The sequence below is a fragment of the Treponema sp. genome (assembly GCF_024696245.1).
Taxonomy (GTDB): Bacteria; Spirochaetota; Spirochaetia; order Treponematales; family Treponemataceae; genus Treponema_D.
The window spans coordinates 1-14,641 of the sequence record NZ_JAILGZ010000019.1 but is presented as its reverse complement, the minus strand read 5'-3'; the positions used below and the strand labels follow the sequence as shown (position 1 = coordinate 14,641).

The window sequence follows — 14,641 nt, the reverse complement described above, 5'->3', positions numbered from 1 at the left end:
GATGCCAATTTCTTAAAAACATAACCTTCTGAATCTTTTACAAAAACATAATCCATAATCAAACCTCCTTCAAACGTTGTTTAGCAAGTTTTATTTTATCTTTGGGAGTTTTCTTGGTTTTCTTTACAAAGACAACTCCCACCACAATAATTCTACCAGCAGCATATTTAAACAATGAACGAAGTTCGTTTGTCTTTATTTCAAAAATTTCTTTTTGAATTGGTTTTACACGAACAAATTCAATGCCTTGTTCCTGTATTTTCTTGTAATCTACTTCAAGTATTTCTTTTTGAGATTGTTCTAAAGAATCAATCTCAGCTTTTGCCTGAGGTAATTTTTCAACCGTGAACTTCATAATTAAAATATAAATCGACTTTTTGAATATGTCAACAATTTCAAGAAAATGATTTTTATAGTTCTTTTATTAAATGATATTTTTTATATCCGGTTGGAATATCATTAAGTTCGCTGATCATTTTATAACCGTGTTTCTTATAAAATTCAGGAGCTTGCCAGGACATTGTATCTACATGTACAGAATGACAACCTCTTTTTTTAGCTTCTTCTTCAGCTGCCTCTAGCAAATGTGATCCGATTCTTTTTTTTCTGAAATTATTATCTACCCAAAGAATGTCTATGTGCATCCATCCCCAATATGTTCCACCGAGAATGCCGCCAATTATATTTTTGTTCTCATCATATTCAACGATATTTAGAAGTTCATGATTATCGGGGCCAACTTTTTCATCATTGAATTTATTTAGTGCATTGTTTATAAAAATTATTTCTTTTTCACTTGGATTATAATTCATTTTTTCACCTTTGCACCCCAGTGTGGGTGTCAGCATAACAACTGCTCCTATGATATTTGTCAATAGCAAGGAACTCCTGATTCCATAATTTTACGATGCCACTGCCTCATCTGCAAGTTTCCTTGTAGAAAAAGCAGGTGAAATTCTTTTTTCATACGGTGTATCATTTTTCAATATCGTATACATCAACTCCGCAAGCTTCCTTGCTGTCGCCACAATTGCAATTTTCTTCCCCTTGCTTAGAACCTTCGTCATGTAAAGATATTTTTCTTTCAGCGCGCTTTCTCCTGAATACCTTATGTGTGACCACGCAGCCAGAATCAAAAGCGATCGAAGATGCCTGTTACCGCATTTCGTTATATGGCCAAGCCTGCATACCGTACTCGACATGTCAAGACGTGGAACTAGTCCTGTCGCAGCGCCAATAGCAGATACATTCGAATATCTTGAGCCGTCTCCAATGAATGCCACATAAGCCGAAGCAAGCTGCTTTCCCACTCCGGGGATTTCAGTGAGTCTCTCAATGTTCTTGTCCCCGTCAATCTCCCTGTCAAGAAGCTTCTCGATTTCCTCTGTCTGTCCATCAATAATTTCAAGACGTTTGATGATTCGTTCTGCCTGCATCAAAAAAAGTCCTTTCAGCATTTTGACGCTTTCCTTTCTGCTTGAGTCCCTCGCAAGGTCCTTTTTCTTTATCTCAGTGATTCCACCTTCGAGGAATAAGGCATGAAGCCTGTTGATTTCCTTTGTCCTGTCATGACGCAGCTGTCGGAATTCGGTGAGTATATGCCTGATGTTTTCCTCATGTTCGCTCGGCAGCTCCACTTTCGGAAGTTCTTCGTCTGTGAATTTCTGCACCAGCCGGGCAAGCTTCAGCGCATCCTCCTTGTCGTTCTTCTTTACGGAACGGTAAATCAGGGCTATCTGGCTTGGATTTAAAAGCACGACCTCGCAGCCGACCTCTTTATGAATTTCCTTTGCCATTACCATTGAAAGTGAGCAGACTTCAATTGCGATTCGATCTGTCGAAAGAAGTCTCTTATAAAGCTCTTTCCTTCCTTTAGGGCTTGTAAGTCCGTTTGTTCCAGTGACTCTGCCATTGCTTCCGATAATCTTAATTTCGTAAGTCCGCTTTCCCAAGTCGATTCCAACAAATCTTCTCTGTTCCATTTTCTACTCCTTTTATGATAGAATGGAACCAGGAGTTAACGCTGGTAGTGGTGTACCGTGCTCCTATTCGCAGTCATGGGGAAATGTCTCCATGCTGCATTATGGCGTACGGCGGTCGGTTTTGGTTAATCTTAAACCCGAAGTAAGTGGCTGCCGCATTGCAACGTCTTCTTCACCAGTTGTTAGAACCTTCCGCCGGCTCTCTGATTCCGTCAAACCAGAGTACCACTTTTTCCCAGCCTTTTATATCATGCCATCTTAAACGGCGGCAAGCTTGACTTGCCGTCCGCTTTGAAGCTTTGTTATGACAATTCTGTCCCATTTATTAATATATTACTCTTTTTTTAATTCTTTTTTATCTACTATTTCATTTCCTTTGAGTTTACAAATGTACATAGACCAGACTGGAGTTTTTTTAACATCAAAGAGAAATCTTGTAAGAAAATCAGACTTTTTCCATTTACATAAAGTTAGTATATAAAAATTCTCGCAGTATTTTATAAATGCAATTTCTTCTTTATCAGAAATTGACATTTTAATATTTTCTTTTATCATTTGATTTTTTTCAATGGATATTCTATAGAGCTTTTGTTTGTCCTCTATTAAAAATAAAGGCAGTTTTTCATCATTAAAGGATATTTTTCCTTTCCCATAGAACAGCTCTTTACCATCATTTTTTGAAACAATAGAAAAACAATCTATTTTATTGTCTTTATAATTTATTACAAGATATTCATTGTAAAAAAAGCAATCAACAATATAAATTGAATACATTGTTTGTTTGGATATTTCAAGCTCTGTTTTTTCTTTTACTTCTGATGATGAAAGAAATCGTTTTGTAAAAAAATAATTATTCTCATTTGGTTCATATTCTATACAATAAATTTCATTTCCAGTAAATATGATAGATTCAATTTCTGGATAACGCAATTTAACCCTATAAAGTTCCTTCAATTCACAGGTAGCCTTATCAAGCTCATAAAAAATAGCCTCATTATCAATACTTGCCGTTACTGTATCAAAAGCAAGTACCTTTTCGTTATTGTTATAATAATTTATATATGGAGGTTGTTTTTCTTTAAATTTTAAAACAAGTTTTTCTGTATATTTGTCATTTTTTATATTTCTTACATAGATTCCATCTTCTGAAAAAACTTTATATGAATAGTCTTGAGAATAAACTGGGAGTAAATACAAAAAAAAGATTAGACAATAAAATACTTTTTTCATTTTTCTTCCTAAAACAAGCAGGCCAGTGTGCCTGTCGTCATAACAAATATTTCCTCTATCCACAGTAAGCATTTACCAGTGCAAAAAGTGTCAGTGTAAGCTGGACTGTAAATTAAGATAATTTCAATTATAACATAGCTTTATAGAATTACGCTATTGATTTTACACGGGTTCACATAAACCTCACTTTCTGTCCAGAGGGCTCACTACTCTGTTGCAAAATCATATACTTCTGTAAATAATGATTTTGCATTCAATGCAAATGTTGCATCCGCCAGTAATAAACTTACAACTAAAGCTGTAATCTTTTTTCTATTGTCTTGTAACAGTTATAGGTGCCGATTCTGACAAAACTCTGAGTGCTAAGCTTCACAAACTTCGCCCTTTCTCATTTTTTTTGTAATTCATACGTTACTCTGCTTCATTAATTTTGAATATACAAATCTTTATGTAAAGTTCCATATCCTGCTTCCACTGTAAAACAAGCGATGATAGGATTATTTTCTGAGTCATATAATTCATATTCATAAGTAAGAATTGAATGATCCTGGTCAAGTTCCTGGTCATAGATTTTTAAAATCCGGCACTGCGATTTTATATTCACTGTACTAATATCTTTATCCGGATCTTTCCTGCTGTATTCTTTAATAAAATTTTCTTCGAGGAATTTTTTAGATTCTTCGATTTTCTCTTCCTTATGGGGTCCCCACGAATAATCAAATGGTGCATGATTTATGTTAACAAGTGGAGACATAAATTTTAAAACCTCAGGCAGATTAATTATTTCTAATTTTAAAGAAGATTTTTCATCCTGAAATTTTCCCATAATACACTACCTCTTGTTAAGATTGTTTATGCAGCTTCTGTTTCTCCAAGTTTTAAGTAAACCAGAGCAAGGTTTCCAAGTACGTATTACACCTTCATATATAAAGTATATACATTGTATATTCTTATCTACAAGAAAAAAAATGAATAATAATCAATGTTTTTCCAATAATACTATTGGTTGAATCTTTCGTATCATACGTCTCATATTTCGGTAAGATTCTGCAAAAAGAGGTTTATGTAGCGTGTGAATCTAACAATTGATTAAACCGCAGGACCCGCCGTAAAATTATTTACGTGTAATAATTATGTTTCCGTCATCGTCTGAGTTTATATTCCATTTTTTTATATTATAACTTGTAAAATCGCCATTTTTACTAGTCCAAACATTATATTCCATGCTTGCAATTTCATAGTCATCTTCGTCAACATTTATACCAGTGACAGAATTTTTATAATAATAACAAATATTATTTGAATCCTTTATGACCTTGATGTAATTTCCTTGTTTCCAAAACTTTTCGATAATTTCTTCTGAATTAGGAACAACACTTGCAAATGCCAAAACAAAAGTTGTAAAAATCATAGCTAATAGTTCTACAACCCCAACAAAACCCTTATAAGTCATTATTTTTTACCCCTGCATTGTCTAAAAAATTTCGCATTGATTTTACAGCGCCTTTGTCTGTAACTCGTCTTGGATGAGGAAGAAAGTATTATTAAGAATAGATCTGCCCCCACCCCCAAAAAAATCCCTGTATTTTTAATAAATAAGCCCACTCCCCTCAAAAAAATGCAAAAATTCTTTAAAAATAAGCAATAATAGGACTTATTACTATTTACAAATATTGAAAAGGGGTGTATAACATAATCAGAGATTAATAGGAATGATTCCTATTAAGATAAATACAAACAAGCCGCGCTGCCGGAAACAGGCGGTTAATGTAAGGAGTAAACATGAAAACAATGGAAAGCTGGAACGGATTCAACGGTAACCTCTGGAAAGAAGAAGTTAATGTTCGAGACTTTATTCAGAAAAACTACACACCTTACGATGGAGACGAAAGCTTCCTCGCAGGCCCTACTGCTGCAACAAATAAACTTTTTGATGAACTTCAGAAACTACAGAAGGCTGAACATGATAAAGTGTCAGTTGGTCTGGATGGTAAAAAGAGAACTGGTGTTCTTGAACTTGAGACAGAAAAAGTAACGGGGCTTACAGCTTACGGTGCTGCTTATATTTGTCCTGAGGGAAAGGAACTTGAAAAGGTAGTCGGACTTCAGACTGATAAACCTCTTAAGCGTGCATTCATGCCTTATGGTGGAATCAACATGGCAGTTCAGTCATGTGAGATGTACGGTTACAAGGTTAATCCTGAACTGGTAAAAGTCTTTACTGAATACCACAAGACGCATAACCAGGGTGTATTCGATGTTTACACTCCTGAGCACAGGGCTGTTCGTTCAGCACATATTTTAACAGGTCTGCCTGATACTTATGGTCGTGGTCGTATCGTTGGTGATTATCGTCGTGTTGCTCTTTATGGTATTGATCAGCTTATCAAGTACAAGCAGGAAGATTTTGCAAACATTGGCGACGGAACAATGACTGAGGATGTTATCCGTAAGCGTGAAGAAGTTACTGACCAGATTAATGCCCTTAAGGGAATTAAAGAAATGGCAGCTCTTTATGGTTATGATATTTCCCAGCCTGCTAAGAATGCAAGGGAAGCTGTTCAGTGGCTTTACTTTGGTTATCTTGCAGCCATCAAAACTCAGAACGGTGCAGCTATGTCTGTAGGTCGTATTTCTACCTTCCTGGACATTTATATTGAACGTGATATCAAGGCAGGAATTCTTACAGAGGCAGAAGCACAGGAACTTGTTGATCACTTTGTAATGAAGTGCCGCATGGTTCGCTTTGCCCGTATTGAATCTTATAACCAGCTTTTCTCCGGTGATCCAATCTGGGCTACTCTTGAAGTTGGTGGTCTTGGTCAGGACGGACGTTCAATGGTAACAAAGAATGACTTCCGCTTCCTTCATACTCTTGAAAACATGGGACCTTCTCCGGAACCAAACATGACAGTTCTTTATTCAAAGAGACTGCCTGATGCATTCCGCAAGTACTGTTCTAAGATTTCAATCAACACATCTTCAATTCAGTATGAAAATGATGATGTAATGCGCCCTGTATGGGGAGATGACTACTCTATCTGCTGCTGTGTTTCTGCAACAAAAACAGGTAAGGAAATGCAGTTCTTTGGTGCCCGTGCAAATCTTGCCAAGGCCCTTCTCTACGCTTTTAACGGCGGTAAGGATGAATGTCTTAAGAAGGGAATGCAGATTGGTCCTAACTATGAACCAATCGACTTTGATGTAATCGATTCATCAAACTACAAGATTGTAGAAAAGAAATATCTTCAGATGCTTGAATGGCTTGCTGATGTTTACGTAAATGTTCTGAATGCAATTCACTACATGCACGATAAATATTACTACGAAGCTGCTGAGCTTGCTCTTGAAGATACAGATATTGAACGTTCATTTGCAACTGGTATTGCAGGATTCTCTCACGTAGTTGATTCACTTTCTGCAATGAAGTATGCAAAGGTAAAGGTAAACCGTGAACAGGTAGAAGTTAAGGACAAGGCTGGCAATGTAATTGATACAGTTACTCTTGTAAAAGACTTTGAAGTTGAAGGTGACTTCCCTCGTTACGGACAGGATGATGACCGTGCAGATGAAATTGCTGTATGGCTGCTTAAGACATTTATGACAATGATCCGCAAGCATCCAACATACCGCAACTCTACTCCATCAACATCTATCCTTACAATTACTTCAAACGTTGTATACGGAAAAGCTACAGGTGCCCTTCCAAACGGACGTCCTGCAGGAGCTCCTTTCTCACCAGGTGCTAACCCATCTTATGGTGCAGAAACAAAGGGACTTATCAAATCCCTTAACTCTGTTGCTAAGCTTCCATATCACTACGCTCTTGATGGTATTTCTAACACTCAGACTATCAACCCAAGTGCTCTTGGTCACGATGGTAATGAGCAGGTTGAAAATCTTGTAAACATTCTGGACGGATACTTTGATGTTAGTGCTGAATCAGGTCACACTGGTGCACACCACCTTAACGTTAACGTATTCGGTGTAGAAAAACTTAAGGACTGTCAGGCTCATCCTGAAAAACCTGAATATGCAAACTTTACTGTTCGTGTATCAGGTTATGCAGTTCGCTTTATCAACCTTACAAAGGAACAGCAGGACGACGTTATTGCCCGCACCTGTCACGCTTCTCTGTAAGTCATAAATAAAATATGATGGCCGGTATTAAAGCTTTAGTTAATGGACTGAATGCTATGGTGCCGGCTTCTGTTTTTAAAAAGCTCCCTGCCCTATTTTCTGATAAAGAAGTTAAGATAGAGTTGCCTGGGAGCTTTACCTTAGAGTATAATAGAAGAAACTAAAACACTGGCTGTGTTATTAAAAAAAAAGGAGATACGAATATGAGTAAATATTCAGGAACAGAAACAGAAAAAAACATCCTTGCTGCATTTGCAGGAGAATCTCAGGCAAGAAATAAGTACACTTATTTTGCTCAGGTTGCAAAGGCAGAAGGTAATGATAAAATTGCAGATGTATTTACAAAGACTGCAAAGAACGAAGAAAACCATGCAAAGATGTGGCTTAAGGAACTTGAAGGAATTGGTGATTCAAAAACAAATCTTACAAATGCTGCCAATGGTGAAAACTATGAATGGACAGACATGTATGTAAAATTTGCAGAGACAGCAGAAAAAGAAGGCTTCCCTGAACTTGCTGCTAAATTCCGTGCAGTAGGAGCAATTGAAAAACGTCACGAAGAACGTTACCGCTCACTTCTTAACGAAGAAGATGCAGCTTCTGCTCAGCTCAAAAACAGTTCAGTAAAAATCTGGGAATGTGTAGTTTGTGGTCACATTGTTGTAGGACCAGAAGCTCCTGAGTACTGCCCTACCTGTAACGAATACAATGCCTATACACAGGTTACAGAAGAAAACTATGAATTGATCCGCACATGGGGCTGATTCATAGTAAAAGAGGACTATGAATAAAATCTTTACATCGCTAAAGATAATAGTTGCCGCAGTTCTTGCCATTATAATTGCACAGCTTCTTAAACTGGAGTTTGCAGTTTCAGCAGGGATTGTGGCAATTTTGTCTGTGCAGGCTACAAAAAAAGAAACAATCTCTACTGCCCTGGCAAGATTTTATGCCTTTATCCTTGCCCTCTTTATTTCTTATTTTTGTTACAGATTTTTAGGTTTTAATCTTAAGGCTTTTTTTCTTTACCTTACCCTATTTATTTTTGCCTGTCAGTTTTTTAAATGGTATTCAGCAATGGCAATGGATTCCGTTTTAATTTCTCACTTTATTTCTTTAAATGCTTTTGGGCTGAACCAAATTAAAAATGAACTTCTGCTTTTTGTAATCGGTGTGTCTGCAGGAATACTTGCAAATATTTTTCTTCATAAAAAAACTGATGAAATTGAATTGCTAAAAAAAGAAGCTGATGAACAGATAAGAATGATTTTAAAACGCATGGCTCAGAAAATTCTTGACCTGGATTTTTCTGATTATACAGGCAAGTGTTTTACAAAACTGGATCAGGCCATATTAAAGGCTCAGATTTCTGCAAGAAATAATTTTAATAATCAGTTTTCAAAAAAAGATGTTTTTGACCAGAAGTATATAGAGATGCGTCAGAAGCAAAAAAATGTTCTTTTTGAAATCTATAAATGTATCATTGAATTAAAGGCCAGTCCCCTTACAGCTTTAAGGGTTTCGGAATTTTTTTCAAAGGTTTCTGATGAATATGAAAAGGATAATGATGTTAAAAATCTTCTGGACGAACTGCATCTTATTCAGATGGAGATGAAGAAAGTAAAACTTCCTGAATCCAGAATTGAATTTGAAGACAGGGCTGTTCTTTTTATGATATTAAAAAGAATGGAAGAATTTCTTGCCATTAAAAATGAATTTCACAAGGAATATATAGCCTTATCTGATAAATAATGAATCCATAAACAGGGGGTATAATTCAGGTAGAAAGCCAGCTGTCAGAGGGAACAACTTTTACCATCAGTTTTTAAATTCAGCCCGCCCTTTCTTCTTGTACCTTTCTCATGCCCTTCTTCTCATTGCCCCAACTTGAACCAACGTGTATACTTTTCTTTATGGAACTTATTAAACTTATTTTAAAAGGCATCGTTCTTGGTGTAGCAAATGTTATTCCTGGTGTTTCCGGCGGCACAATGGCTGTTGTATTTAATGTTTATGACAGGATTATTGATCTTATTTCTCCTGACATAAAAAAGATTTTCCGTTCATGGAAATTCTGGCTTCCTCTTGTAATTGGAATGGCAGCAGGTATTTTGATATTCAGTCATGTTATTACTTATCTTCTGGGCCACTTTCCCATTCCTACTACATGGTTTTTTATCGGTCTTATTATAGGAAGTATTCCATTGATTCTTATGCGAATCCGCAGTCATGTACAGGCTTTTGACTGTAAGAGAATATTTTTACTTACCATTTGTTTTATAATCGGACTTGCTGCAGTTTTATCAATGATTTTCTTTGATTCAGCTAAGCCTGCCGCAGATGCTTCATCCCAGATACAGATGGATTTTAAGATGGGACTTCTTCTTTTTATTTCCGGAAGTCTTGCAGCCCTTGCCATGATTATTCCTGGTATTTCCGGTTCCCTACTTCTTCTTGCTCTGGGAATGTATGCTGTAGTTCTCAATGCCGTTGCAGCCCTTAATATTATTGTTCTTTTACCTTTTGCAGCCGGTGTAATTTTTGGTCTTATTGCAGGAGCTTTTCTTGTCCGCCAGATGATGAAGCACATTCCATCTTATACATACGCTGTAATTCTGGGACTTGTATTCGGGTCAATTTTTATAATCTTCCCTGGAATCGGAGGAATTCTTACAGCCCTTATATCTCTTTGTGCAGCTGCTGCAGGTATACTTATTGTTATTCTGCTAAAGTAAGTATTATATAGAAGAAAATATAAAAATCTAAATAAACTACCTTCCGATAGTTATCATAACGGCAGTTAGTTTAACATCCTAACGTCCGGTAGCTCTTTCGTAAAGGGATAAGTCTTGCTAAAACTACCGTCAGGATGTTATCATAAGCTAACTATGAAGGTAAACAAAAAACTTACTCTTGAAGGAAAAGCAGTCACAGTATTTCTTGAAGGAAAAGCGGAGTTTCCTGATTCTTTTGGAAACATTGATATTGATTCTGTAAAACGCAGAAAAAATATTGTTTACAGAAGCTGGAACATTAAGTTTACAAAAGACATTCATGCAGAAGAAAAAGATAACTCCGGTCTTGATGAAGTTCAGATAATGTTTAACTTAAATCAGGATATAGAATGGAAAGTTAGAAATAATAAAAACATAAAATCCGAAAACAGCGGTAAAGAAATCGAAAATGTAAAAATGTTAAAGGGTGAAGTTTGTATTTTCCGCAACAACAATTATTGTACGGAAATGAAGTATCAGGCAGATACAAATTTTAAATTTAAAAGCATGCAGATGCCTACTACTTTTTTTAGAAGCCTTCTTGAAAAATATTTTTCTGATAAAAATATTCTTAATCTTGAAACACAGTTCCTTACTCATGTTACAAAAACTGTAATTACTCCGGAAATGTACAGGGTGCTTTTAGAGATTGATACGTCCCAGAGATTTAAGGAATATGAAGGAGTTTATCTTGAAGGAAAAATGATTGAACTTACAGCCATGATTCTTTACGGTATTGCCTACAATAAAACTGACCAGATAAAAAAAAGTTTTATTCCAAATAAAAAAGATGTGAAACATATAGAAGAATTAAGGCAGGAGATTCAGACAAAGCCCTGGCTTGAATATGATGCAGAAAGTGTGGCTTCTTCTTTGGGAATGAGCGTAAGTAAACTAAACAGAATATTCAGAAATATCTATGCTACTTCCCTTCATAATTATGTACAGGAAAAAAGACTTGAGTATGCAGCTCATCTTATAAGGGAACATGGTTTTGCAATTTCTGAAGCAGCAAGAAAAGCAGGCTACACAAATATGAGTCATTTTTCTAAAGCCTTTGAAAAGAAGTTTGGTATTCTTCCACGCCAATATTCTTCCAGCAGGTCTGTTAAAGAAATTAACTAAAAGATTACTTTTCTAAAAAATGTTTTTCTACAGCCTGGATAATTTCTCTCCCCCAGCTTTCTTCATTATTTGCCTTGCCTCTTCCTGTAATTGGGGTACAACTCTTTTTAATAGATTTATACTTCTATTAAAATTTCCTATTCAGGTCATTTAAATTAAAGGTTTTTAGAAAAAATATTCTATATAACATTTCTGTGTATTTAGCTGCCTGCCAGTTGCGGTTCTTAAAAATTACGCCTTAATCTTTGCAGTAAATTCTTTTACTGTTTCTAAAGCTGCTTCCGGCTTTTTAAGTGGATTAGTAAAAGAAGCTGTAGCACAGGCAATGCCGCCTTTGTTTGTAATTTCTTCGTTCATCATGTTAAGGCATTTTACTGCATTACCACCTGCGCTTGAGGCAAAAGCAAAACACTTTTTACCATTTAAGTCAGTAGAATCAAAGAATGTATTAAGAGGAGATGCAGGACGGGCAGCCCAGACAGGACAACCGATTACCAGAGTGTCATATTCAGCAAGAGAAGGAAGAGGGCCTTTAAGTTCAGGCTTAACTCCTGTAATTACATCCTTGCCACCATGAAAGAATTTTAAAAGACCGCTTTTAGGATAAGTCTTAACGGTTTCCAGTTTGCAGATATCAGCACCAAGCTCTTCTGCAATTTTCTTAGAAATAAAGTCTACGTTGCCTTCCAGGGAATAATAAACTACTAATGTTTTTGCCATATTTGACTCCTTATTTTTTTATTATATAATGCAATTAAATTGTGTGCAATAATAAATCCTTACTTTATCTCCGTCTTTTACAATTAAATTGGATTTAAATGGTTTGAAGTTTCTTTTATTGAGTATTATTATATAAGTTATAACAATTTTTTTATATACAGGATTGCTCATGAAAAAGGAACAAAAGAGTTTAGACAGATTTAATGATAAGGCCAGAAGAAATGTTCCAATTGTTATTAAACTTCTTGCTGTCATTATATCCTCTGTTGTAATTAGTGTTGCCGGAGTTGCAGCCCTGGAGCTGAATATTTTTGCTTCCGGTGTAACAGATTCTACAAATGCAGACCTTTCTTATTTTTCAAATGGTCTGGAATTAACATTAAAAGACTGGCGTGCTGCCCTTGAATCAGATGTTATGATGCTTTCTAACAGACCTGATGTTGCACAATTAACAGCAGACAGTGATACTCATGGTTTAAGAACAGTAGCCGGCTGGGCTAACGGAACCCTTAATGTTGATGTACTTGCTTTTATAGACAAAAATGGCGACATTCTCTCTGGAGAAGGAATCACTCAGGGCTCAAATATTTACAGCATCAGTTCTGTTCAAAGTGCCTTAAGGGGAACTGCCGGTTACTCCTATGATAAAATTGGAAATGCAGGTTATTCAATGATTGCAACAGCTCCAGTAAGGTCAGGTGGAAAAGTTGCAGGTGCAATTGTTGCAGCATACTCTCTTGAAAATGAAAAAATCATTAATCAGGTTTCTTCTTCTTACAATGCAGTTTGTACAATTTTTGACGGAAACAAAAAAGTTTCTTCCAGCATTAAAAATGATTCAATAGGAACAGTTTTAAATAATTCTAAAATTGAATCAGCAGTTCTTCAAAGCGGAATGGAATACCACGGCTATGATACGATTAACGGAACTCAGTATATGTCTGTTTACTTTCCTCTTGAATCAAGCAATGGTGTAATTTCCGGAATGGCATTTATTGCAAGAAGTGTAGAGATTGTTAATTCAATTCAGAATCACACATTAACTTATGTAATTCCATTTGCAGCAATTCTTGTTATTCTCTTGGGATTCTTCTGTTACAAATTCGTTCACTGGCTTATGTGGCGTATTTACAACGTTACAAATTTCTTAAAGGAACTTTCTACCGGAGATGCAGACTTAACAAAGAGATGTAACCTTCTTATTCGTGATGAAGTTGGTGACCTGGTAATTTACTTTGATAAATTCCTTGATAAGCTCCAGGAAATTATGAGTCAGGTTAAGGGAACAAAAAATACTCTCGGTGAAAGCGGAAGAAAACTTTCGGCCGGAACAGAAGATACTGCCAGTGCAATTACTCAGATTATTTCCAACATTGACAGTATTCACAAACAGATTATTGCCCAGTCAGAAAATGTTGGACAGACCGCAGATGCAGTAAAGGATATTTCAGAAAACATTACAAACCTGGATACCCTTGTTAATAATCAGAGTGCCGGTGTTACTCAGGCATCAGCAGCCATTGAAGAAATGATCAGTAATATTTCTGCAGTTACAACTTCTGTTGATAAAATGTCTGCTTCATTCAACGACCTTAATGATAACGTTACTATCGGTTATACAAAGCAGCAGAATGTAAATGATCAGATTATGCAGATTGACCGTGAATCAGCAATGCTGGCAGAAGCAAATGTTGCAATATCTAATATTGCAGAACAGACAAACCTCCTTGCCATGAATGCAGCCATAGAAGCAGCTCATGCCGGAGAAGCAGGAAAAGGTTTCTCTGTAGTTGCTGATGAAATCCGTAAACTTTCTGAAACTTCTTCTGCCCAGTCAGATTCTATTGGTAAGCAGCTGATTAAGATTAAGAAATCCATCGAAACAGTTGTTGCTTCTTCTAATGAAGCAAGTGCTGCTTTAAATACAGTTTCCAATCACATTAAAGAAACAGACCAGCTGGTTATTCAGATTAAGTCTGCCATGGAAGAACAGAATGAAGGCTCAAAGCAAATCGGCCAGGCCCTTCAGAATATGAACAACAGTACAATAGAAGTTCAGAATGCATCTAAAGAAATGGCTTCAAGAAATGAACGCATTATGACAGAAATGCAGTCTCTGGAATCCCTTTCTGCTAATATGAAAAACGGAATGGATGAGATGGCTGCTGGTGCAAAGAAAATTAACGAAACCGGCTCTACCCTTTCTGATATTTCTAAAGATGTACAGAGTGCAATCTCGACTATCGGAAGTCAGATTGATCTTTTTAAAACTGAAGAATAATGGGAGACAATTTTAATGAATAAAAAATACAGCTTAATCAGTGCAAATATTTTTCTCTGCCTTTTTGCTTTAAACTTTCTTAGTTCATGTAACAAAAACAGTGAATTAAAAATTATAAAGCATCCGGTAACTCTCCGTCTGTCAGATAACCATGGTAAAGGATATCCTACAACAATGGCTGATGAAGAATTTGGCCGCCTTGTAGAACAGGAAACTAATGGAAGAATTAAAATAGAAGTTCGTGCCGGTGGTGCCCTTGCTTCTAATGAAGGTGATGCTATTGAAGCCCTTAAATACGGAGACCTGGCCTTTACCAGAGTTTCTGCATCTTCTGTTTCTGCCTATGTAGATCAGATAAATGCAATTCAGTTTCCTTATCTTTATAAAAA

General features: G+C 36.2%; 13 protein-coding genes and 1 pseudogene. 7 read left to right on the top strand and 7 right to left on the bottom strand.

What is annotated here, in order from left to right; genetic code table 11:
* Nucleotides 1–58 precede the first annotated feature (58 nt).
* The 6 genes from K6D58_RS01375 to K6D58_RS01350 form a co-directional block, all read right to left on the bottom strand.
* Nucleotides 59–355: a type II toxin-antitoxin system RelE/ParE family toxin gene (locus tag K6D58_RS01375; protein ID WP_296826773.1), complete on the bottom strand. Its 297-nt coding sequence runs from the start codon at nucleotides 353–355 to the stop codon at nucleotides 59–61.
* Nucleotides 356–410: 55 nt separating this feature from the next.
* A complete protein-coding gene (locus tag K6D58_RS01370; RefSeq protein ID WP_296826771.1) occupies nucleotides 411–848 on the bottom strand; it encodes a GNAT family N-acetyltransferase in 438 nt (145 codons plus the stop codon).
* A 54-nt stretch (nucleotides 849–902) separates the two neighbouring features.
* The gene (locus K6D58_RS01365; protein WP_296826769.1) at nucleotides 903–1,982 is read right to left on the bottom strand and encodes an IS110 family RNA-guided transposase; all 1,080 of its coding nucleotides are present in this window, start codon (nucleotides 1,980–1,982) and stop codon (nucleotides 903–905) included.
* A gap of 333 nt (nucleotides 1,983–2,315) precedes the next feature.
* Entirely contained in the window at nucleotides 2,316–3,212 is an 897-nt protein-coding gene (locus tag K6D58_RS01360) for a hypothetical protein (RefSeq protein ID WP_296826767.1), read from the bottom strand.
* A 424-nt stretch (nucleotides 3,213–3,636) separates the two neighbouring features.
* Complete coding sequence (locus tag K6D58_RS01355) at nucleotides 3,637–4,038, bottom strand: hypothetical protein (protein ID WP_296826765.1); 402 nt, start codon at nucleotides 4,036–4,038, stop codon at nucleotides 3,637–3,639.
* A gap of 288 nt (nucleotides 4,039–4,326) precedes the next feature.
* Nucleotides 4,327–4,665 carry a hypothetical protein gene (locus K6D58_RS01350; protein WP_296826763.1) on the bottom strand — a complete coding sequence of 113 codons (339 nt, stop codon included), beginning with the start codon at nucleotides 4,663–4,665 and terminating at the stop codon, nucleotides 4,327–4,329.
* Nucleotides 4,666–4,994: 329 nt separating this feature from the next.
* On the opposite strand from K6D58_RS01350, the gene pflB reads away from it, so the two are divergent.
* The 5 genes from pflB to K6D58_RS01325 all read left to right on the top strand — a co-directional run bounded on the left by pflB (nucleotide 4,995) and on the right by K6D58_RS01325 (nucleotide 11,251).
* Entirely contained in the window at nucleotides 4,995–7,352 is a 2,358-nt protein-coding gene (gene pflB / locus K6D58_RS01345) for a formate C-acetyltransferase (RefSeq protein WP_296826761.1), read from the top strand.
* Between the two features lie 203 nt (nucleotides 7,353–7,555).
* Entirely contained in the window at nucleotides 7,556–8,116 is a 561-nt protein-coding gene (locus K6D58_RS01340) for a rubrerythrin family protein (RefSeq protein ID WP_296826759.1), read from the top strand.
* Nucleotides 8,117–8,135: 19 nt separating this feature from the next.
* A complete protein-coding gene (locus tag K6D58_RS01335) occupies nucleotides 8,136–9,104 on the top strand; it encodes an aromatic acid exporter family protein (protein ID WP_296826757.1) in 969 nt (322 codons plus the stop codon).
* A 161-nt stretch (nucleotides 9,105–9,265) separates the two neighbouring features.
* Complete coding sequence (locus tag K6D58_RS01330; RefSeq protein WP_296826755.1) at nucleotides 9,266–10,087, top strand: DUF368 domain-containing protein; 822 nt, start codon at nucleotides 9,266–9,268, stop codon at nucleotides 10,085–10,087.
* A gap of 153 nt (nucleotides 10,088–10,240) precedes the next feature.
* Complete coding sequence (locus K6D58_RS01325; RefSeq protein WP_296826753.1) at nucleotides 10,241–11,251, top strand: helix-turn-helix domain-containing protein; 1,011 nt, start codon at nucleotides 10,241–10,243, stop codon at nucleotides 11,249–11,251.
* A gap of 231 nt (nucleotides 11,252–11,482) precedes the next feature.
* Here the strand turns inward: K6D58_RS01325 and K6D58_RS01320 are convergent, their stop codons facing one another.
* A complete protein-coding gene (locus tag K6D58_RS01320; protein WP_296826751.1) occupies nucleotides 11,483–11,971 on the bottom strand; it encodes a flavodoxin family protein in 489 nt (162 codons plus the stop codon).
* Nucleotides 11,972–12,140: 169 nt separating this feature from the next.
* Between K6D58_RS01320 and K6D58_RS01315 the strand changes: the two genes are divergently transcribed.
* Both K6D58_RS01315 and K6D58_RS01310 read left to right on the top strand, forming a co-directional pair.
* Nucleotides 12,141–14,252, top strand: coding sequence for a methyl-accepting chemotaxis protein (locus K6D58_RS01315; RefSeq protein ID WP_296826749.1), 2,112 nt, complete (start codon nucleotides 12,141–12,143; stop codon nucleotides 14,250–14,252).
* A 15-nt stretch (nucleotides 14,253–14,267) separates the two neighbouring features.
* Nucleotides 14,268–14,641 (top strand): annotated as a pseudogene (locus K6D58_RS01310) (TRAP transporter substrate-binding protein); the annotation flags it as partial.